Below are 22,019 nucleotides of genomic sequence, written 5' to 3'. Positions count from 1 at the left end.
ATATTAAGATGCATATTGCATATCCAATCATGGTAAAAAACATAGATTATTTATAGTTACCGCACATCATGAGTGCGAATTTCTCGTAAATAACGGTAAATAGTATGAATAGAAATATCTAACCCTTTCGCTGCAATCTGAGCACTGTCTTTAAGATCAAAAACCCCTAAATCATGTAAGCGCGTTACAATTTCTCGACTTTTCTTTGATGGTGGAATTGCACTATCAGTAATGACTTGCTCACGCACAGTTTCAATTGAACTATGCATCATTTCATCATTATTTCGAGCAAATGTTTCCGCAGTAACACCGTGATCACAATAACTGTCAATATTTGGCATCAAGCTATGAATCATGGATTGAAAAGGTGCATCTAAATTAAAATTAACACAAAGTAATCCAATTGCTTGCTGCTGTTTATTACGGATCACTGTTGTTAATGAACGTAACATCTTACCATTAGGCGACTTGGTTATATAAGCTTTAGATACATCCTGACCTTCATTTAATTTTACTAATGCAATATTGGTAATGGGGGCACCGACTTCACGTCCCGTAATATGCCCATTAGCAATTTTCATAATTGACGGATTGCGTGAATCCAAACAATGTAGCAATACTTCAGTATGCTCTCCCCACATCGCCGCAATACCATCAACAATATTTTCCATGGCGTGAAGAATGTCATAATCACTCTCTGTCAACTCATGCATTTTTTCTACCTTCTTTAAACTCAAGACTACTTAATGAGTTTTATTATATTAGCAATATTTAAGCAGACATAATATCAATCATTACAGTATCAGTATGTTTCATTCCTATATATTAGTTTTACTGTCTATAAGTACTATGCAGAATAATATAGATAAAAAAATCCCAGCCTAAGCCGGGATTTTTATTTAATCATGGATAAATAACAGCACTCGCCACTATTTAACTCATCAATTAAATTTAGATAAAGCGAATTTTAACTGCTTTAAGCTTATTGCTTGAATCATCTAACGTAAATTCAACCATACTACCTGATGATGGCTGTGAACGACTGCAAACTTGAGATGCGTCAAAACGAATATCGCCACCAAGGTCGCTAGTAATTAAACCAATTTTTTCAATTGGGTTGAAGCTACGAATAATACCTGTTTGTGAAGTCATAGTTTATATTTCCTTTACGCCCAAATATTGCTTTTGTAGTCAGCATATATATTTGAGGCTATCAATTTGAGTTTAAATAGTTTTATACCAATCGATTAATTCACCTTGATATAGAGCTTTACTCATTGACCTACTACTTCTTAACTATAAGATCACCCTTCTTATAGCTTTGCACTGCTACAACGTTTGCAACATAAACGAATAACAATGATTAGAAATGACATTGTGGTTTTATTTAAAACACATTAGGTCTGAGCAACAGACGGAGCGAACATTAACGCCAAATTTTGATACTGTAAATATTTTTTTTATAAAAATTGATGAAAAATTGTGGATAACCACTGAACAAACTCACAACAACATGTTTTAAAACAAAAAAAATTAAAATCAAAAAATCAAAACAAACACGTTAACCGTTCAAAAAACACACAAAAAAGCCAATAAAACATATTACAATTACATTAGTTATGGTATTTATTTCGCAGTGATAAGAAATTGTACTTGTGGTCGAACAATAAATAGTCTGCATTTTTGCAAGGAATAATTACGATATAAAATGATTAGGTTTCTGATCTCAGCGCATGTAAAGTATACCTATATATACGATAGTTATAAGGAACCTCGATGAAAGGTATTCTATCAATACAGTCACATGTTGTTTACGGTCACGCTGGTAATAGTTCTGCAGTATTCCCTCTTCAGCGTATGGGATTTGAAGTATGGCCACTACACACCGTACAATTTTCCAACCACACTCAATATAAGCAAGGATGGACAGGTAAAGCCTTTCCAGCAACAGACTTAATTGATCTTGTCAAAGGCATCAACAACATTGATCAGCTTAAAAACTGTGAAGCAGTCCTTACCGGATACCAAGGTAGTGCTGATCAATGTTTAGCTATTATTGATACGGTTAAAACAGTTAAACAACAAAATCCAAATGCGATCTATATTTGTGATCCTGTAATGGGTGATCCTGAAAAAGGTTGTATCGTCGCTGATGGTATTTCTGAATACCTTATCAACGATGTCATGCCACTGGCGGATGTTATTGTTCCAAACCAATTTGAACTTAGTCAATTTGTTGGTATGACAATTAATACATTAGATGATGCGGTTAAAGCCTGTCAGCATGCATTAACATTAGGCCCCAAAATGGTACTAGTGAAACATCTCCATAGTTTGTCAGCTGATAAATTCTCAATGATGCTAGCAACCAAAGATGGCTGTTACTTAGCTCAACGTCCACATTTAGCATTTGATAATCAACCTGTTGGTGTAGGTGATCTTATTTCATCACTCTTTACTGGTGGTTTACTGAAAGGTTGGACAGCAGAACAAGCGTTTGAACATGCTCATAATGCTTGTTATGCGGTATTGAAAGAAACCCACCGTCGCGGTGAGTGGGAACTGCAAACCATTGCAGCCCAAGATGAAATTATTACACCGACTGAAATCTTTCCGATCACGGAAATTAAATAATACTGCCCTTCTAATCGCCAATAAAAAGCAGCCTCGCGCTGCTTTTTTGTTTTATTTTACTCATTTTCTCAAAAAAATCACAACACATTACCATAGACATCAAATGAACGCCGATTAACAATCGTTAATGTGGTTGCCACCGACAGCACACCTGATACAAAAATTGCTACCATAATCACTAACTGATATTTAACCGCCACCAGTGGCATTGCTCCACCTAAAATCTGACCTGTCATCATACCGGGTAAACTAACAATACCTAATGTCGCCATTGATGCTAACTGTGGCGCAAGTGCTGCTTTAAACGCCGTACGAATAAAAGGTTGAGCAGGATGTGGTGCTCCTAGCGTTAAATAATATTGATACTCATGATGACTTTCCTTGAGCAGACTGCTCCAACGCGACAGCGCCAATACATTTGCCGTTAAGCTATTGCCCAACAACATCCCTGCAACAGGGATCATATATTGTGCTTGCCACCACGGTGAAACTTGAATAACACCAGCTAAAACTGCAGGTAATGCCACTGATAACGCGACAAATTGTCCACAAATAACCGCTGGCAATACACGTTTTAAGTTAACTTCAGATCGTTTACAAATGGTATAACTGGCAAACAGAGCCATCACCGTTAACCAAACCACATTAAGGCTAATACTCTGCCAACCAAATAAGGTATGTAAATAAATACCGACCACAGAAAGTTGTAATGTCATTCGCAGTACAGATGTGATCATTGTACGACTCAAGCCGAGCTGCCAACGCTGAAATAACACTAATGGAATCAATAATAATAAGTAAAACCCAGCCATTGCTGACCAATGTAAATCGATAGAATGAGTGATCGTTGTGGTCATGGGTCTATTCCTGCTCTATATCCATGTTATAAACTTTATCTGCTGTCGCAAGCCACAGAGGATCATGGGATACCGAAATGCAGATGACGTTTAATGAAGCTATTAACTCAATGATGGTATTACGTGCAGCAGGATCTAACGCTGAAGTTGGTTCATCCATTAACCACACAGGCCGTTGCATCAGCACTGCGCGGGCAATTGCTAAGCGCTGCTTTTCACCTCCAGACAAGATTGCGACCTGCTTATCAAGAGCTGTCTTTAATCCTGCTTGTAATAATGCTTGCTCACACTCTTGGTTCGATGGTTTCGTTATTACAGATGACATCGCTTTAAGATCCCAAGCTAATACTAATACCTCTAACACAGTTTCAGCTCCCATCACTGCTTGCTGAGGTAAATAACATATTTGTTGACGCCAAAAAGACAGCTGTACAGCATCAATAACTTGCTGTTGATAACTAAAATGCCCATGCTGAGGTGGTTTAAGGCCAGCTATCACTTGTAATAAGCTACTCTTGCCACATCCAGATGCTCCTGATAAGGCTAAGTGTTGTCCTGATGATAAAGAAATAGTGAGTGGATTTAACTGAGAATGCTCAAAGCCTGAGCGTAATTCAAACATACATAAGCATATTAATTTTGAGATAGTGTTGGACGGTAAACTCATCATGAGATAACACAATAGTCATTAAAAAGAGTGCTATAAGTGTATAAAAAACCGTGAATTACACAAACAGTTTGATTTGATAATCTTTATTAGTATGATCAATAAAGCGGCTGGAAAATAGTAACAACCTAAAATTTAAATAAAAAAATACCGACATTATGTCGGTATTTTACAAACTTTAACGACAAAGCAAATTAGATAGCTTCAACGTTTGCAGCTTGAGGACCTTTCTGGCCTTGTTCTACTTCAAAAGACACTTTTTGGCCTTCAGCAAGAGTTTTGAAACCTTCGCCAGTGATAGCACGGAAGTGAACGAATACGTCAGCGCCGCCGTTGTCTTGAGTGATGAAACCGAAACCTTTCTCTTCGTTAAACCACTTAACGATACCAGTTGATTTAGACATGACTGTCTCCAATATTGTATTAAATAATTCGCAAAATTGCGTAATATAGCCAGAAAAAGAATTATTTATGTTATAGCTTATGAGTGGAAAGCTTCATGACACTGGTAAAGCGTTACAGAGAAGGTTTTCTAAAACATAATGTTACATATAAATAGGTCTGAATTACAGGCCGATGTCTATACTAATGAAATTGGTTCGATTGTATAGCCTTTTTTTTAATATTTAACGGTCTAAAAATAATAATTTTTTTTATTACTTATCATTCAAGACATTACACTTGAAAAAATGGCATCTATAACTATTTTAATTTAGAGCAACACACTGAAATTGTTCATTTTTTATCAACTTATACCGTATATCAATCCCATATATTACGTTCAATAAAATATGAATAGATCTTCATTTTTTAGACGATAAATAGCAATGAGCAACATAATTAATATGTTACTCATTATATTTGATTCGAACGTTATTATTTATTGGTAATACGATCGAATGTTACAACAGAATAGGTCAATGGCACTAATTGCGGACGATCCTGCTCGATATAATCAATAAATGCTTGAGCATCGGTATTACAAACCGTATTAGCCGCTTTACAATTTGGCGCTGCACCTTGGTAGTTCACTTGGTATTTATCGCCTACTTTCTCAATATTGTTAACTTTAAACCCAGTAAGCTTACCATCAATATAAGCAAGATCTACCCGCCCAGAATGCTTCTTCTGTGCTTGATATAATGGCGTCCAGCCATCATTTCCCGTTGCGTTATAATTATTAATTGCAACATTGTAAATTTTATTATCTTGAAGTGGTGTCCACACAGGGTGCTGCTCAGTACCAGTCATTACCTCTACATTGCTAAGCTTACCTGCTTTATGCGCCACTGTTTCTGTAAACTTATAACGAATATGGCCACCATACGGGAATTTACCTGCATGAGAACCTTCAGGAAGCGTCGCTGTAACCGTTTGTTCTAATAGTTGCTTAATCACTGAACCTTTAACTGGAACAACTGACATAAAATTAGAAAACGGTAATAGCTCTAAAGATACGTTACCTTCACGGTATTGCCCAGCTTCAATATTAGTACGAATACCACCAGCACCGATCAAAGAGAAATCCACTTTCATGCCAGTGACTTTTTGTACTTGAGGCTCATTTGCCCAATAATATTGTCCTTCAGCAATTAATGGCGCAACATCTGAACCATGGTTATCACTACCGCGATCGCCAGGACGACGTTCATGTTTAATTTCTTGAGGTACTTGAGCAATGGTCTTTCCATATGCTTTATCAACAGCAGGTTTATATTTACTATCAATACGCTGACGTAATAAAACATCTTCATCAGCTATGGTGATTTTCTCATGATTATCTATAAATTTTTCTACACGTGTCGTTTCTACCGGACTAAATTTATCTTTTTTACTTCGATCTGCATGATGATAAAATTCATCATTACTTAGCAATGTATTATGACCTACGCATTGGGTCACATCGCCTTTAGCATCAAAGCTTACATTTACTCGACCAATCGCTTGTGCATACTCTCCAGCTTGAACAACACAAGTTTCAGATTTACCGTCAGGGTTCTTAACCATCTGAGCATATATGCCATTATTGTTTAACCCTAAATCAGTAAAGTCACCTAATAATGTATGTGAATGTCCACCAACAATTAAATCAATGCCATTCACTTTCGATGCAACATCTAAATCAACTGCGTTACCGATATGGGTTAATGCAATAATATTATCAATCCCTTTGCTTTGTAGCATATCGACTGTCGCTTGCGCTGTTTTCACCATATCATTAAATTTAACATCACCCGTATTAGGCGCAATATTTTGCATGTTACCAAGTGCTAAACCAAATACCGCAACAATGTTTTTATCTTTTGGTAAGTGATTAATATCTTTGATAATAGTTTTGTTATTACCATCAAAAGCAAATACTTGGTAAGGACGTAAATTAGTTTGATTTTTCAGATCGGCATCTTGGCTAGTGTCAATATTAGCTGCTAACACAGGGAAATTAATACTACTAATAAAAGCATTAAGTTTTTTATTATTTAAATCAAATTCATGATTACCCAATGCCATTGCATCTAAGCCCATTTTACTGAGTATATCCGCATTCATTGCACCATGGTTTAACTTAAAATATGCACTGCCTTGCCATGCATCGCCACCATGTAGAAACAGTAAACTTTGATTTTCTTGCTTAGCTTCGTCTTTATATTCCTTTGCCATCGTTTGTAGGCGAGGATAGCCACCAAATTCATTATAAACACGTGTACCATCAGCTTTAAAGCTTGATTTCACTGGGTCAAAATTAGAGTGGGTATCATTAATATGAGCAACCGTCAGTGAGAATGGTTGGTGCTGAACCGCAGGTGGTGTTGCACACCCTGAAAGCGCTAAAGCGATAGATAATGCGATGAGTGGCTTATTAAACATACGTGATCCTTACTTTATTGTAATCGTTTGCGCCGCAAGCATACTCCACATCAAATACCTTTTCAGTAGCATGTATCAAAATATTGTTCTTTTAAATGACTTATTTGTTTCGAATTAATGCAAAAACGGCTTCTTTAATAAGAAGCCGTTTAAATCAACATTTTTATTATTGATAAAAAACTTACTGGGTGATTTTTAGATCGGTTTTAGGTATACAACAACATGCCAACACTTTACCTTGCAGCCTTTCTTGCGGTAATAATGCGGGAACATCAGGCTGCTCAACTTGCCCAGAGGCTAATGTCACTTTACATACGCCACAAAAACCAGCTCGACAACTGTAATTAAGGCTAATACCCGCCGTCTCGGCCTGCTCTAATAATGTTTTCTGGTTATTACCACTAAAAATATGCCCATTAATATTAAGCTTTAGGGTTTGTTTTGGGGATAATGTTCCATGTAAAGGACCAAAGGCTTCTTGATGGTAACGTGCAGGGGAGACTCCCATCTTTAGTAATAGTTTTTTAGCCGCCACCATAAAAGCGTCTGGGCCACAAACAAACACTTGCCGCTTATCTAAATCACTGATCATTGCTAAATGACTGATACTTAAACGGCCAGATTCACCTTGCCAATCTCGTCGTGGTTGGCTAAGTACAATCCGCAAATCAAGCGATGGATGCATATTTTCAAGTTGATGTAATTCTTGTAACGAAGGAATATCCGCTTCGGTGCTACATTGATGATAAAACACAACATCACGAACATTATCGTTATCAGATAAATATCTCAGCATAGAGAGCATCGGGGTAATACCACTCCCGGCTGACAGTAATAATAATTTATCCGTATGAATACCGAGGTGAAAATCGCCATTAGGTTTGTCAGCGACCAATACACCCCCAACTTGAAAATATTGGTGTAACCAGTTAGAGACGCGGCCATCATCAATACGTTTAACTGAAATAGCATAGCGCCCAGGCCGAGAAGGACTAGATGAGAGCGTATACCTGCGTGATATAAACTCACCATTAATTTCAAGTTGTAACGGCAAATGTTGACCGGGTAAATAAGTCGGCAATGAAGATTGCTGGTGTGATTCCAACCAAAACGTCGTGAAATCAGCGGCAATCTCTTCTCGTTCAATGCAAGTAAGTTGCAATTTCGTGGCTATATTATCGGCATACACTGGCTTCGGTTGTGTTTCAAGTATTTCGATTTCATCGCCAGTACGAATAATACCCTCATTAATCGCCACTAAATTTTGGCCAAAAAACACTTCACCCTGTGCATCTGCACGAAACGTTGCCATGGTTTTTAATGGCTCTTTAAGTAAACTAAATTCGCCCGTTAGAGGGTCAACCGTCGTTAAAATACAACGTGAGCACGGTTTGACAGCTTCAAATTCTACCTCACCAATACGGATCCGCTTCCAGCCATCTTCTGCAAAAGCCTCAGTATTAGACACCACTAAATTAGTTCGAAATTGTGCCATTGTGTGCTGCTCACTGCTACGTTCATTTAACGCTGCTAATGATGCTTCACTGATAATCAATAGCGGATAACCGTCAGCAAAACTAACGTTATGTCCAATTTTAGGTCGTACCCGCTGAGATTGTTGACCACAAAAAAGTAACTGTACTGAATGACCAATAATGTCACTGAACCATTGGTTGGCTATTACCGTGGTTGTATAAGCATTAAAATTGTCATTCCAGACCGTGGCTACTGCATCTTTCATATCAAAATCAGCATACTGTAAAACAAGATCGGCTTTATTTGGATATTGCAGCACTAACCCTGTCATGGTCAATGTTGCACTGATCTTAACCATTTGAGGATATTTACGTGCAGTGATCATCGCACCATCATCACTGGCCACCATAAAACGCCGATCAAACGCCAGCCCTTGTTTTTCAACCCAGGCTTGAGATTGAGTTAACGCCGCAATCGATTTCACGGGATAAACATGTATATGTGATAATGTTGGTATTGTTGAGGATTGGCTCACGGTGATCTCCATACACAGAAACATTCCTAATAAATTCGAACCAATTATTTAACATTTATTGTCAAATAAACAGCCAATAGTTTATTTATGAATAATTATTTTGCTTAGTAGTGGCAAATAATTACATATAGAAAACGATTAGTTATGCTAGATTTATAACATTTATTATTCATACCCTAATTCTCTTTTGGAGACGATATGCCCCTTTTACGATCCTTTTGGCGCTACATTGTTCATTACTTTCCTAATGTAGGGTTACGCCACCTACACACAACCCTTGCAGGATTAATTATTCTGCAAATATTAAACAGTAATCTAGTTCACATGACTCATACTGGTGCAGTAAAAGCTGGCATATTTAATACACTATTTTTATGGGTGCATATTGTTTTAGGATCGTTAACAGTACTTGCTACGATTGGCATGATAATTTTCATGTTAACCAAACAATCTTTTAAACAATTCTTTCCCTATCTTTTTGGTGAAAATGCTATTTTAAAAGACGATCTAAAGCAGATTTTAAAAGGCAAGTTACCAGAACCTCGTGAACAAGGTCTCGGTAATGTTATTCAAGGATTAGGTATTGGTGCATTAATCTTAATTGAAGCTGCTGCATTAATCTGGCTTGTGCTGTGGCTCAATCACTCCCCTTATGCCAACGATGCACGTGAAATTCATAAATCACTAACAGGGCTTATTGAGGCTTATTTGATTGGTCATGGTGGCATGGCATTATTGCATTTCTTTATTGAACGTAAGCGCTTTCAATAGTCACTATAAAAAGAACAAAAAAAGCAGAGCTCAAGGCTCTGCTTTTTTATTTGAGGCTTACTTTGCTTTAACTGCCCAACCGCCACATCGTTGCGGATAGACTCGTCTAATAACCTTCTTATTCTGTTTTTTAAGTAGAATATGACAAGTTTCAATAATTAAACCAAAGGCCATTGCAAAATACACATATCCTTTGTTCAAGTGAATCGCAAAACCTTCTGCCATCAACATACCGCCTAACATCACTAAGAACAGTAGTGCTAATGTTTTCAAACCAGGATAACGCATCACATAATCGTTAATTTTCTCAGCACATAGAACCATAATGACCGCTGACGCTAGAATAGCCGCAACCATCAAAGGCACTTCGTTGGTTAAACCAACCGCAGTGATCACTGAGTCCATTGAGAATACCGCATCGACTGCGACAATCTGCAATAATACTAATGCAATACCGGCTCTTACTGTACTTGCTTGTTGCTGATGAGCATGGCTAAAACACATCCATAATTCTTTTAAGCTTTTAGCTAATAAGAATGCACCACCACCGATCATGATTAAATCACGTCCAGAAAAATCATAACTCAACACATTAATTAATGGTTGTGTTAACGACATTACCCAACTAATAGAGAACACTAATCCGATACGCGCAGCGACAGCGAGTGCAATACCAAGATTACGGGCCATTTTACGTTGGTGTACTGGTAAACGTTCACAAAGTACAGAAATGAATACAATATTATCGACGCCTAATACCACTTCAAGTGCAAATAGGGTCGCAAATATCATTAATGCTTCAGGCTGAAGAAATAACTCTAGCATTGAACAAACTCCACAGAAATGGAGTTAGGAATTAAAGAACAACTCGAGGGGTCGTCCATATGTGTTTTGATACCTCAATAAAGAATGAGGGTGTATTTGAGCAGTAAACACAGAAAATGAAAACACAACAAATGTAACCAAATGTAATGGATTTTGATTGATTCATACTAAGAATATATATCAACCGATATCTTACCAAAGAGCTAGTACACACACCCTTTGAACTCTATAACCAACTTTTCTGATAACTGTATAGATGAGTACGATTTAACCATACACCCCCGATAAACAAATTGACTCCATTTACCTTGCTGCTTATCAAAATAATAAATTGAAGCGGAGAGCTCACAGCAATACCACCAACGATACCACCTTTGAAATATATCTGATTTTGATACATTTTCCGCTCATAGCCAAACCCACACGCACAAATACGACCTGAGTGCTCAATGACAACAGCACAACGAAACTCAGAGTTAATAGCAACATGACATCCAACATTAAATACTGACGACAAAAATAACTCTAGATCATCTTTGTACTTATTAATTGCATCTATAACTATGACTGATAATTTCAAGGCTACCTCCATTCACATCACGCCGCATAACACGTTTATTACTATGCAGATTTGTCTTAAATAGCTCCACCAAAAAACAAATTATTCCACCTTAAACAAACTCTTCTACTACAAAAATTGCAGCTTATTATTTATATTCTCCGTTAAAACAATACTATTGATATATTTCACAATCGACAGCACCCACAATCCTGACGGTTATTGCGGTATTTTCATCTAATACAGCGCATAAACCAGCAAATACTGCCTAGTCGTTGCTGCCATTCAGTAACTGCAACCAGCGTGATATTACTGCATAAGCACACACATCAATGCAAAATACAGATGCTAATTGTTTGATTTTATTTACTATCCAACCTCGACGATGATGATGGTTTTTGCCGTTATACGGATCGTCGCCACACAAATATGCACGCCGTACGCAGCGGTTAATCACATGATAAAAAGGCGTGATTTGAGGCTCGATCAATTTTCGTCTTGAGATTGTCATTAATTTCACCATAAGCAACTTGAAGCTTAATTGTAGAGCTCATGGTTGATGTGCAAGGATATGGCTGTCCTCTGTTTTTCCTTCCTGTTTTTGTTTCTGTTTTTTACGGGTAAGTTGGGTATTCACTGTCGAGAATGACAGAATAAATTGAATATTCACAATAGAAAATAGTGGGAGTATTTACCTTCAATATTGAAAATAACAAAATAACGCCCAAAAAAAGAGGCGCTGATAATCAGCACCTCTCATTTAATATTATCAAGTAGTGATACTACCGAGTTATAACCTTATTTTTTAAGGTCAAAACGGTCAACGTTCATTACTTTAACCCACGCATTGATAAAGTCATTGATGAACTTATCTTCAGCATCGGCACATGCATATACTTCAGCAATTGCACGTAGTTGAGAGTTAGAACCAAATACTAGGTCAACACGTGTTGCCATCCACTTCTGCTCGCCTGTCTTACGATCAGTACCAGCAAAGATATCTTGGTCAACAGAGGTTGGTTTCCATACTGTTGCCATATCAAGTAGGTTTACAAAGAAATCATTAGTTAATGTTTCTTTACGGTCAGTAAATACACCAAACTCGCTCGCTTGATAGTTAGTATCAAGAACACGCATACCACCGATTAGCACTGTCATTTCAGGTGCTGTTAGCGTTAGTAACTGTGCACGGTCAAGCAATAGCTCTTCCATTGCAACGGTGTATTTAGCTTTTTCAAAGTTACGGAAACCATCAGCGATAGGTTCTAGGACTGAGAATGAAGCAACGTCAGTTTGTGCTTGAGTTGCATCAGCACGACCAGCTGCAAACGGTACAGATACATCACGGCCAGCTTTTCTCGCTGCCATTTCAATACCAACACCACCAGCAAGTACGATTAAGTCAGCAAGAGAAATCTCTTTGGCAAAGTTTGCCTTAATAGTTTCAAGTACTGTTAATACTTTATCAAGTTGAGCAGGCTCGTTCACTTCCCAATCTTTTTGAGGCGCTAGACGAACACGTCCACCGTTAGCACCACCACGCATATCAGAACCACGGAATGTTGATGCTGATGCCCACGCTGTTGATACAAGCTCACGTACTGATAAACCAGAATCTTCGATTGCTGTTTTTAGTGTTGCGATATCGGCATCGTTAACAACATCATATTCAACTGCAGGGATCAGATCTTGCCAGATAAATTCTTGAGTTGGAATTTCAGAACCTAAGTAACGTGCACGAGGTCCCATATCACGGTGAGTCAGTTTAAACCAAGCGCGTGCAAATACTGCTGCAAACTCTTCTGGGTTTTCATAGAAACGACGTGAAATTTCAGCATAAACAGGATCAACACGTAATGAGATATCCGTTGTTAGCATTGTACCGCGGTGCATACCTTCACCAAACGCATCTGGGTATTCATCACGACCGTCTTTAGCGATCCATTGGTGCGCACCTGCAGGGCTCTTTTCTAGTTCCCACTCATGGCTAAATAAGCTGTGGAAGAAACCATTACCCCATTGTGTCGGTGTTGTAGTCCAAGTTACTTCTAAGCCACTTGAAATAGTATCAGCAGCATTACCACAACCGTAGCTTGATGCCCAGCCGAAGCCTTGTTGTTCGATACCCGCAGCTTCTGGTTCTGCACCAACTTGAGCTGCATCGCCAGCACCGTGGGTTTTACCAAATGTATGGCCACCAGCAATAAGTGCTACAGTTTCTTCGTCATCCATTGCCATACGTGCAAATGTTTCACGAATATCATGTGCAGCTAATAGTGGATCAGGGTTACCATCTGGACCTTCTGGGTTTACATAAATTAGACCCATTTGAACAGCTGCTAATGGATTTTCTAGATCACGTTGTGCGTCATCTTTCTCGTAACGAGTATCATCAGCTAACCATGTTTTTTCTTTACCCCAGTAAACATCTAGCTCAGGTTCCCAGATATCAACACGACCACCAGCAAAACCAATTGTTTCAAAGCCCATTGATTCTAGAGCAACGTTACCTGTAAGGATAATTAAGTCAGCCCAAGAGATTTTGTTACCGTACTTTTGCTTGATAGGCCAAATTAAACGACGTGCTTTATCAAGGTTAACGTTATCAGGCCAGCTGTTTAATGGCGCAAAACGTTGGTTACCAGTACTTGCACCACCGCGACCATCAGAAGTACGGTAAGTACCTGCACTGTGCCAAGCCATACGAACAAAGAAAGGACCGTAATGACCAAAGTCTGCTGGCCACCAATCTTGTGAATCCGTCATTAAGTTGCGAAGATCTTGCTTAACGGCTTCTAAGTTTAATGTTTTAAATGCCGCTGCGTAGTCAAAATCAGCACCCATTGGGTTTGATTCACTACTGTGTTGATGCAATAAACCTAATTTAAGTTGATTTGGCCACCAATCATTAGGAGAAGTACCATTACCTGGATTAATCGATGGATTAACAGTTTGTGTATGATTAAAAGGGCACTTTGACATTATTATTATCCTAATTGTTCGTATGATTATTGATAATCACTAAATAGCATATTGTTTATAAACATAGTCTAATCAAAAAATATCGTAACGTTCTTTTGATGGATAAATTTAAAATCTAATGACTTAAATTTATACACCGTTACTACTTAGGCTCATTTATTCGTTGGATATAATTTATAGCACTAAAATAAATAAAGACAATATTAGTTCTCTATTACTTCAATAGGTAATACTTATCAAATAGGAAATATTAACAGATAAAAAAAACTCATCGTAACCATTAAAAAAATGCACTCACAAAATCAAAGCGCTTCTGTAAACTAACCCTTTATTTAATCAATAATATTTTCGGGATAAATATACCAAAATGTCATTGATATTTTCACTGCTCATCATGGATCATAATACTTAGGGATAATAATGAAAAAAGCTTGGCTTGCAGTCACTAGTTGTTTATTAACCGTATCATGTTCATCGCCATCGACGCCTGATTGTATTTATAATTGTACGCCATCAACGAGTGTTGGAAATAACAATCTAAATGGTAATAATAATCATGCCACCTTTACTGAAGCACAACGTCTCGCATTATTTAAATACCTTGAGAATCAAGTCAAAAAACAGTGGGGAGATGATGATTATTTACAAGCCGGAAAGCATCGCTATGTGAAATATTTTGATGGTTACCGAACTCGTGCTCATATTGATTTTGATAATGGTAAGATCTATGTGTCTACCGTTGCTAATTATGCGCCACAAGCAACACTAAAAAAAGCGATTGAAGAAACCCTATTAATGCCAGCAGATCCATCTCAAGTTGACCTATTTAGTGATAAGTCAATTCCGCTAAAAGGTAAGCCTTTTTTATTAGGCCAAGTTAAAGATCATCAAAATCAAAATATTCAATGGCCTTGGCGTGCAGGTAAATATGCTGATTATTTAATTGCAAATAAGCTTAAAACAAAAAAACTTCAACATGGTACTGCGTATTATGTTGAAATTAATATGGTCAATGATCATCTTGAACAACGTGAATATCAATATGCCGATCTGATTCGAAAAGCAGCTAAACGTTATGATATTAATGAAGATTTAATTTACGCTATCGTAAAAACAGAAAGTAGTTTTAATCCATATGCAGTCAGTCATGCTGGTGCTTACGGCTTAATGCAAGTTATTCCTAAAACTGCAGGTGCTGATGTTTTTAATTTAGTCAAAAATAAACCCGGTATTCCAACTAAAGAATATTTATTTGATCCCGCAAATAATATTGATACTGGTACTGCTTATTTCTATATTTTAAAAAACCGCTATCTCAAAGAAGTTAAGCACCCAACGACCAAGCACTACACCATGATTTCAGCCTATAATGGCGGGACTGGCGGTGTATTGGCAACATTTGATACTGATAGAAAACAAGCAATGAACGATCTCAATCAATTGCAACCAAATCAGGTATATTGGGCATTAACCAATAAACATCCCAAAGCGGAAGCTCGTCGTTATTTAGAAAAAGTACTTAATTTTCAAAAAGAATTTTAAGCTATGTAATATATAAGTTAATTAAGCTGCTTAACCGAATAACTCTACATTATAGGAGTTATTCTTTATATAGCAGCTTTAAATATTTCTATATGTAATATTAGCCTATTACTCAAATATAAATTTAATCAAAATAAATAAAGACTCATTAAACATAGGTTAAGTTTATATTAAAAATAAAATATTAGTGATATAGAATATATTTATATTATTTAAAAACATTGACCTTAATCTTATTTTAATATGACATTGCTATAACAATAAACCTATCGTCTCTGCATACTGTGTTGTACAACTCTTTATGGACAATCTTTTGGAGCATGTATGCTTTTTCTATTAGTATTATTTATTTCATCTGCGCTTGCATTAATAATTTCACTGCGTTTGTGTCGATTTAATGCTAGTCCTAACCAACCATCACTAATATGCAACTCCCATAAAAAATATAATAATAATATTTTGTAACTCATAAAACACACACCATTTGGTGTGTGTATTTTTAATAATATTAACAATAATATGAGTTAACCATTTTTAGCAATTGCCGAGCGAATATAACCATTATTTTGCTGCAAAAGTGCTGTAGCTGTGACGACATCAACCCCGGTTAATATCATTACAATCGCTGTTTTACAATGACCATTTGAGGCTGTTAATGCAATTTTTGCTTGTTCACGTTCACAATCTGTTGCCTGCATCACAATCTGTTTTTGACGTTCAACCACTGGCGGCAATACCTACGAGAACATCACGCTCTGAAAAATTAATCGCTTTTAAATCTTCAACACCCATTTCTGCATTATCTTCGGCATTTTCAACCGCTTTTAAAATGGCCTGATGACCACCAGCAATTAAACCGACTACCTGCTCAGGCGCACTACCATAGGTAGGCGGACACTCACTTGCATCAAGAATGCCTAACCGTCCAGACGTACCCGCGCCCATATAAATTAACCGACCGCCATTTTGAAAAGCCGCAGCAATAGCATCAACCGTTTGTGTGATTGCTGGCAAGGTGTGCTCTACTGCTAGTGCTACTTTTTTATCTTCATCATTAATAACTTTCAGTATCTCAATAGTGGATAATGTATCTATTTCTTGGCTAGCATAATTGCGACTTTCGGTAACTAATTGTGTTAAATCTATTTTCATGATGAGTCTCTAAAATAAAACCATGAGTGGTAGCATGATGCTTTGTTATTTTTGTTATGATAGCGGCATCCCTCTCTCTCTAGATAAAGCCTATGACGATTATTGCTAAGATTGATAACATCAAATCGCAACTATCACCTAGTGCGCAAAAAAATTGCCGCTTTAATATTACAACAACCAACGATAGTTGTGTCATTGTCGTCTCTTCAACTGGCACAGCAAGCGAACGTTGGTCAATCAAGTATTGTTAAATTTACCCAAAAATTAGGGTTTTCTGGCTTTCCTGCTTTTAAAAATGCCATAAAAGAAGAATTAACCCGCCAACAAGCAATAGGTAATGATCCTCAACAATTACAAAACCAAATTAACGCGAGTGATACCTTAGTAACTATTGCTCAAAAATTGGCCCATCAAAAAACAGATGCCATCATTGAAACCACCAATGCCATTGATGAGCAAAATCTTAAAAATATCGTCGCATTATTTATCAATGCTGACCGTATTCAACTGGTCGGTTTTGGTCACTCTGCTGTAGTGGCGAAAGATTTCAGTGCTAAGCTACTCACACTTGGCATGATGGCGATTTCAGAACAAGACTGCTATAGCCAAATTGAGATTGCCAACACACTGGGAACTGCCGATATTCAATGTCATCTTTGTTATGACGGCAATCATCAGCATGCATTGCTCGCCGCAAATAATGCAAAAAATAAAGGAGCGACGATAATTGCGTTAACTTCAGCTCATGCCAGTCCATTACGACAACTGGCACAGTTTAAGCTTGATACACTTGCAATAGAAACATCAAACCAGGCCCAATCTCCACCACACAATTATTCACAGGCTTCACATGCAGCACAACAAACTCTAACTGATCTATTATTTATGGCATTGACACAACACCCTCAGCATCAGGCGTAATAATAATACCAAGAGCGCTTGTCTATCATTAGCAACATCAGCCGCTAATGCCTAAAGTATGACGGAATATTTCACTAAAAAACGCTAACAATGCATTTTTAGCAATCAAAATACGAAAAATGAATGGAACCACAGACATTGCGGAATGTCACACTGTATAATAGTTTGCTTAAAATACTGTTCCAGCGCTAACAATAAATACAGTAAAACGTCATTGTTTTACTCATAATCACTGCTGGATTAATTTTTCATGACACGGATAGAAACTGAATAAGTAATGACACAAGATACCTCCCAATCCACACCGACTGTCCACAAAAAAAAGCTCCTTAAGAAAGTAGCGCTATGGACACTCGTTGCACTGTTAACACCAATCGTCACTCTCTCGGGTGTGCTTGCCTATGGCGTTAGACTTGATCTAAGTACTCATCGAAATGAAATTAACCAATGGCTAACTAAAGCTCTTGATCGTAAAACGGATATTAAAGGTAATATGGCATTAACGCTGTCTTTTAGCCCTGAAATAGAGCTAAGTGATGTCACAATTGCTAACCTTAAATCAATGCCGTGGCAACCAATGCTAACTTCAGGCGAGATTGCGGCCAAAATTTCGGTATTACCTTTATTACAAAATACCCTCAAAATTGATTATCTTAATCTTAAAGATATTTCTTTAAACCTACTTCGTGATCAACAAGGGCATGAAAATTGGGAGTTTAATAAACAACCCACATCAGAAAAATCGACGTCATCAACGGACTTTAAACTGGTATTGAGTAATAACATCAATGCCGACAAAGTTAGCGTCAACTATGAAGATCAAACCAAAAATACCTATTACAACGGTTACCTCGATCACCTTTCACTGACTAAGCCTGATAAATGGTTATTAGTCGCTAAAGGTGATGCTATGGGAAGTGAATATAACCTTTCGCTAACAGGTGATCTGCAAAAATTAATAAATCATCAGCATGGTCAATTATTTGCTAAAGGCAGTTTTGCTGGAGCACAATTAGATGTTGATGCTAACATCTCACCGTTTAATAGCGGTGATGATTCAACTGCAAATATCAGTTTAAATTGGAAAGATACCAGCCAAATTGCCAGCTTGTTAGATCTTGATCTCTACCATGTTGCCCCCTTATCGATCACGACAGCCGTTAGCGCATCAAACACTGGTTTTGCCTTTAAAGATATTCAAGTTCGCAGCCCTATTACCTCAGCCAATGGCAATATCAACGTTAGTTTTTCGCAAAACGCGCAGCAACTAAATATCATTGATGGAAAGTTAAATATTCCCGAGATCGACCTGCGTCCATGGTTACAACCGCAGCCACAAATGCTGGGTGCTACTATGTATGCCGCTGAACCACAACAATCGCCACTACAAAAAGCCTTAGAACAATGGTTAGTAAAAACTCGTACTCATTTCGCATTGACGATTGGCGAGATTAAAGGGCTAGGCACTCCCGTTAACACTATCTCACTTAATATTGATGGTGAAAAAGGCAAATTATCAGCCCCCATGGCTGCAAATATTGCTAATGTTGCCTTTAAAGGTAACGCCAGTATTGATGCTACCGAATGGACATCAAACGTTGACGTCACTTTAGGTGCTAAAGATTCACAATTAGGTGAAATGGCAGGCTGGATTTCAGGCCTACCTAACGCAACTGGCCATCTTAAAAGCGCGCAATTACAATTGACGACCGAAGGCACAAAATTACAACAATGGTTAGATAACAGCCAACTAGGGCTTACCATTGATGATGCTAATGTCGACTGGGGTGCTAAAGCTTCATTTGCAATTAATAAAGCTAAATTGCAGGCCGGCATGGAGCAACCTTTCAGCTCTAATGTTAGCGGTAAGATAATGAACATTCCTGTTACTGTCACTGCTAAGGCGGGTACATTATCAGACATTATTAATCATCGCGATTGGACCCCATCACTGCACTTCTCAAGTCCTGTGATTGATATAAAAGCCCAAGGTAAGTTAGTGCATACCGACTGGCAACAAGGAAGTTGGTTTGATATCAACGTCCACAGTAACGACGCAGGAAAACTGAGTCCATGGTTAGGTACTCGCGCCTCAATGCACGGCAAAATTAATTTCAAGGGCAAACTGACCAATACTGGCGAATGGCTTGATCTTGATATTCCTAATGTTACTTTACTTAACAGTCAGGGAAAACTTAATTTACAGTGGCGACCACAACAAGGCCATCAGTTTTTAAAACTTAATAGCCAATTTAACACCCTTGATTTTACTCAGTTAAGTCAATTTGTTGATAAAGCCGCTTTGCCTAAAGTTGAGCAAACCGTCCCTACCCAAGGTGTTAACCTCGATGTACCAATTTTAAGTAATAAAGTCGTTATTGCCGATGCTGATGTTAATTTGCACATCAATAAAATGCTGTGGGCACAACAACAAATTGATGATATGGCATTGAAAGGCAAAGTGCGTAACGGCAAACTAAGCACATCACCATTTAGTGCGAGTTATGCGGGGAGTGTTTATCATGGTGATATTGCATTTAACATTAATAATCTGCTGATTAAATCACAATTACATTTAGCCGTTGATAAACCTAATATTGGCCGCATTTTGCAGCAATTTGATATTGTTAATAATCTCGGCATGAGTTTAGATAGTGCTAAACTTGCAGTATCATTATCAGGTCGCACCCTATTAGAGTTAATGGAACAGGCAAAAATTGATGCTCAGCTTAATGGAGGTAAATTAAAACTTGCTGATAGCTACACCGGAAAAGCCTTTAATATTACGCTTAATCAAGGTCATTTCGTTACTGGCCCAAATACAGCAACTCATCTTACCCTTGATGGACGAGCAGCCAATAAACCGGTGGCGATTAACCTTGACTCAGTATCATTAAAACAAGCCAATGATGGTCGTAAATCGATTCCCATCAAACTTCAAGCAACTGTCGGTGAGATTGCCGTTAATGCTCAGTCACAAGTTGTATTACCGCTTGATCCCAAAAGACTTAACCTTACCTTTGAAGCGACGACACCAAACTTAAATCGCTTTGATGACTTTACCGGAATCAAATTACCACCTTATGGACCTGTTAAGGTTGCAGCATCATTATCAATGGATCGCATCGGTTACCATCTGCGTAACATGATAATCAATGTCGGTAGTAGTACCCTTAAAGGTCATGGCGATTTTTTACCGCCATTAAAAGGTGATGGTCGCAATCGTCCTGATGTAAAACTAGTTTTAAATGCACCGTTTATTCAGATCAATGATTTCAAACTTAAAAACTGGCAAGCATGGCTACCAGCAGACAAAAAATCAAAACCTGTTATTGTCTCCAAGCAGCAACCTGTCGATGTAATTAGCCCACAAGGGTTAAATTTACTCAATGCCGATTTTAAACTTAATGTCGGCAATGTCCGTTCAGGTAAAGATTGGTTAGGAGCGGGTAAATTAGATTGGACCTTGCGTAATGGCCTGCTAACACTGAAACCATTGCATATTCAGTTACCTGGTGGGGATATCAATATTGATGGTTCTGTTGCCGCTAAAGGGGATAAGTTTGCGATTAAACTTAATGGCTTAGTTAAAAACTTTGACTATGGCATTATTGCGCGTCGTATCGATCCTAAAACCGATATGCACGGTAAGATTAGCGCTAAATTTGATTTAAGCAGTGTTGCTAATAGACCAGAGAGCTTAATGAACAACGCTAATGGTTTTATTGGCTTTGCAGCATGGCCTAAAGCTTATCAAGCCAATCTTATTGATCTGTGGGCGGTAAGTTTAGCTGATGCGGTATTACCCTCATTTACCACCAAAGATCATTCAGTGCTCAATTGTATCGCTGGTGGGTTTAATATTCATAATGGCAACATGAAACAACGTGATTTATTACTAGATACTTCCCGTATTCAAGTTCATGGCGCATTTGATGCTAGCTATAAGAAACGTGATTTCAATTTGTATTTATCACCGCAATCTAAAAAAGCCCAAATTTTCAGCTTGCAAACTCCAGTTGAAGTTCACGGTACGTTTGAGAAATTTAATCTTGAAATACCGCTATCAGCCATTTTGAAAACCTCGGTTCGGTTTACCACCAGCCCAGTTGTTGCACCACTGCAATGGTTATTTGAAAAACCGATCGCTGCCAATGGCAGTGCTGAGTGTCAACGAATATGGCAAGCACAATAACTGCTTCATTGATTAGGCAGTTACCCTTCTAATAAAAA

General features: G+C 37.8%; 17 protein-coding genes and 1 pseudogene. 5 read left to right on the top strand and 13 right to left on the bottom strand.

The genetic code is table 11. The features are described 5' to 3' along the window. Positions 1-56: 56 nt before the first annotated feature. Together BTN98_RS13030 and BTN98_RS13025 are read right to left on the bottom strand one after the other, a co-directional pair. Complete coding sequence (locus tag BTN98_RS13030; RefSeq protein ID WP_060997204.1) at positions 57-713, bottom strand: helix-turn-helix transcriptional regulator; 657 nt, start codon at positions 711-713, stop codon at positions 57-59. A 238-nt stretch (positions 714-951) separates the two neighbouring features. Next, positions 952-1,152, bottom strand: coding sequence for a hypothetical protein (locus BTN98_RS13025; RefSeq protein WP_060997205.1), 201 nt, complete (start codon positions 1,150-1,152; stop codon positions 952-954). Between the two features lie 624 nt (positions 1,153-1,776). Here BTN98_RS13025 and pdxY point away from each other — a divergent pair. Then, positions 1,777-2,634, top strand: a complete 858-nt coding sequence (gene pdxY, locus BTN98_RS13020) for a pyridoxal kinase PdxY (protein WP_060997206.1) — start codon at positions 1,777-1,779, stop codon at positions 2,632-2,634. A 77-nt stretch (positions 2,635-2,711) separates the two neighbouring features. On the opposite strand, the gene BTN98_RS13015 is transcribed toward pdxY, so the two are convergent. The 5 genes from BTN98_RS13015 to BTN98_RS12995 all read right to left on the bottom strand — a co-directional run bounded on the left by BTN98_RS13015 (position 2,712) and on the right by BTN98_RS12995 (position 9,046). Beyond that, a complete protein-coding gene (locus BTN98_RS13015) occupies positions 2,712-3,491 on the bottom strand; it encodes an ABC transporter permease (RefSeq protein ID WP_060997207.1) in 780 nt (259 codons plus the stop codon). 4 nt (positions 3,492-3,495) lie between these two features. Beyond that, positions 3,496-4,113: an ABC transporter ATP-binding protein gene (locus tag BTN98_RS13010; protein WP_105030020.1), complete on the bottom strand. Its 618-nt coding sequence runs from the start codon at positions 4,111-4,113 to the stop codon at positions 3,496-3,498. A 239-nt stretch (positions 4,114-4,352) separates the two neighbouring features. Beyond that, positions 4,353-4,562 carry a transcription antiterminator/RNA stability regulator CspE gene (gene cspE / locus BTN98_RS13005; RefSeq protein ID WP_060997208.1) on the bottom strand — a complete coding sequence of 70 codons (210 nt, stop codon included), beginning with the start codon at positions 4,560-4,562 and terminating at the stop codon, positions 4,353-4,355. A 472-nt stretch (positions 4,563-5,034) separates the two neighbouring features. Continuing rightward, positions 5,035-7,023 (bottom strand): bifunctional metallophosphatase/5'-nucleotidase, encoded by a 1,989-nt coding sequence (locus tag BTN98_RS13000; RefSeq protein WP_060997209.1) that lies wholly within the window; start codon positions 7,021-7,023, stop codon positions 5,035-5,037. A gap of 181 nt (positions 7,024-7,204) precedes the next feature. Then, entirely contained in the window at positions 7,205-9,046 is a 1,842-nt protein-coding gene (locus BTN98_RS12995; protein ID WP_060997210.1) for a hybrid-cluster NAD(P)-dependent oxidoreductase, read from the bottom strand. A gap of 186 nt (positions 9,047-9,232) precedes the next feature. Between BTN98_RS12995 and BTN98_RS12990 the strand changes: the two genes are divergently transcribed. Then, entirely contained in the window at positions 9,233-9,805 is a 573-nt protein-coding gene (locus tag BTN98_RS12990) for a cytochrome b/b6 domain-containing protein (protein WP_060997211.1), read from the top strand. 57 nt (positions 9,806-9,862) lie between these two features. Here BTN98_RS12990 and BTN98_RS12985 read toward each other — a convergent pair whose 3' ends face one another. The 4 genes from BTN98_RS12985 to katG form a co-directional block, all read right to left on the bottom strand. After that, a complete protein-coding gene (locus tag BTN98_RS12985) occupies positions 9,863-10,630 on the bottom strand; it encodes a TerC family protein (protein ID WP_060997212.1) in 768 nt (255 codons plus the stop codon). Between the two features lie 226 nt (positions 10,631-10,856). Then, entirely contained in the window at positions 10,857-11,210 is a 354-nt protein-coding gene (locus tag BTN98_RS12980) for a hypothetical protein (protein ID WP_060997213.1), read from the bottom strand. Between the two features lie 247 nt (positions 11,211-11,457). Then, complete coding sequence (locus BTN98_RS12975; RefSeq protein ID WP_060997214.1) at positions 11,458-11,700, bottom strand: hypothetical protein; 243 nt, start codon at positions 11,698-11,700, stop codon at positions 11,458-11,460. A gap of 287 nt (positions 11,701-11,987) precedes the next feature. After that, positions 11,988-14,171 (bottom strand): catalase/peroxidase HPI, encoded by a 2,184-nt coding sequence (katG, locus tag BTN98_RS12970; RefSeq protein ID WP_060997215.1) that lies wholly within the window; start codon positions 14,169-14,171, stop codon positions 11,988-11,990. A 420-nt stretch (positions 14,172-14,591) separates the two neighbouring features. Between katG and mltC the strand changes: the two genes are divergently transcribed. Beyond that, positions 14,592-15,713, top strand: coding sequence for a membrane-bound lytic murein transglycosylase MltC (gene mltC / locus BTN98_RS12965; protein WP_060997216.1), 1,122 nt, complete (start codon positions 14,592-14,594; stop codon positions 15,711-15,713). A gap of 299 nt (positions 15,714-16,012) precedes the next feature. Here mltC and BTN98_RS20345 read toward each other — a convergent pair whose 3' ends face one another. Together BTN98_RS20345 and BTN98_RS12960 are read right to left on the bottom strand one after the other, a co-directional pair. Beyond that, positions 16,013-16,183 (bottom strand): hypothetical protein, encoded by a 171-nt coding sequence (locus tag BTN98_RS20345; protein WP_156451828.1) that lies wholly within the window; start codon positions 16,181-16,183, stop codon positions 16,013-16,015. 54 nt (positions 16,184-16,237) lie between these two features. Continuing rightward, positions 16,238-16,865, bottom strand: a pseudogene (locus tag BTN98_RS12960) (N-acetylmuramic acid 6-phosphate etherase). A 141-nt stretch (positions 16,866-17,006) separates the two neighbouring features. On the opposite strand from BTN98_RS12960, the gene BTN98_RS12955 reads away from it, so the two are divergent. Both BTN98_RS12955 and BTN98_RS12950 read left to right on the top strand, forming a co-directional pair. Next, positions 17,007-17,786, top strand: a complete 780-nt coding sequence (locus BTN98_RS12955; protein ID WP_167390205.1) for an SIS domain-containing protein — start codon at positions 17,007-17,009, stop codon at positions 17,784-17,786. 277 nt (positions 17,787-18,063) lie between these two features. After that, the gene (locus BTN98_RS12950) at positions 18,064-21,981 is read left to right on the top strand and encodes an AsmA family protein (protein WP_060997218.1); all 3,918 of its coding nucleotides are present in this window, start codon (positions 18,064-18,066) and stop codon (positions 21,979-21,981) included. The last annotated feature ends 38 nt before the right edge of the window (positions 21,982-22,019 follow it).

Origin of the sequence: Photobacterium aquimaris (assembly GCF_002954455.1) — a bacterium.
Taxonomy (GTDB): domain Bacteria; phylum Pseudomonadota; class Gammaproteobacteria; order Enterobacterales; family Vibrionaceae; genus Photobacterium; species Photobacterium aquimaris.
The sequence above is the reverse complement of the archived record's forward strand: the minus strand, read 5'-3'. Positions and strand labels throughout refer to the sequence as shown.

Coding starts and splice junctions, on each gene's coding strand:
- cspE (WP_060997208.1), bottom strand. CDS start 4,562: ATGTCTAAATCAACTGGTATCGTTAAGTGGTTTAACGAAGAGAAAGGT.
- BTN98_RS12950 (WP_060997218.1), top strand. CDS start 18,064: ATGACACAAGATACCTCCCAATCCACACCGACTGTCCACAAAAAAAAG.
- BTN98_RS13015 (WP_060997207.1), bottom strand. CDS start 3,491: ATGACCACAACGATCACTCATTCTATCGATTTACATTGGTCAGCAATG.
- BTN98_RS13025 (WP_060997205.1), bottom strand. CDS start 1,152: ATGACTTCACAAACAGGTATTATTCGTAGCTTCAACCCAATTGAAAAA.
- BTN98_RS12995 (WP_060997210.1), bottom strand. CDS start 9,046: ATGGAGATCACCGTGAGCCAATCCTCAACAATACCAACATTATCACAT.
- BTN98_RS13010 (WP_105030020.1), bottom strand. CDS start 4,113: ATGTTTGAATTACGCTCAGGCTTTGAGCATTCTCAGTTAAATCCACTC.
- pdxY (WP_060997206.1), top strand. CDS start 1,777: ATGAAAGGTATTCTATCAATACAGTCACATGTTGTTTACGGTCACGCT.
- BTN98_RS13000 (WP_060997209.1), bottom strand. CDS start 7,023: ATGTTTAATAAGCCACTCATCGCATTATCTATCGCTTTAGCGCTTTCA.
- BTN98_RS13030 (WP_060997204.1), bottom strand. CDS start 713: ATGCATGAGTTGACAGAGAGTGATTATGACATTCTTCACGCCATGGAA.
- katG (WP_060997215.1), bottom strand. CDS start 14,171: ATGTCAAAGTGCCCTTTTAATCATACACAAACTGTTAATCCATCGATT.
- mltC (WP_060997216.1), top strand. CDS start 14,592: ATGAAAAAAGCTTGGCTTGCAGTCACTAGTTGTTTATTAACCGTATCA.
- BTN98_RS20345 (WP_156451828.1), bottom strand. CDS start 16,183: ATGAGTTACAAAATATTATTATTATATTTTTTATGGGAGTTGCATATT.
- BTN98_RS12990 (WP_060997211.1), top strand. CDS start 9,233: ATGCCCCTTTTACGATCCTTTTGGCGCTACATTGTTCATTACTTTCCT.
- BTN98_RS12985 (WP_060997212.1), bottom strand. CDS start 10,630: ATGCTAGAGTTATTTCTTCAGCCTGAAGCATTAATGATATTTGCGACC.
- BTN98_RS12975 (WP_060997214.1), bottom strand. CDS start 11,700: ATGACAATCTCAAGACGAAAATTGATCGAGCCTCAAATCACGCCTTTT.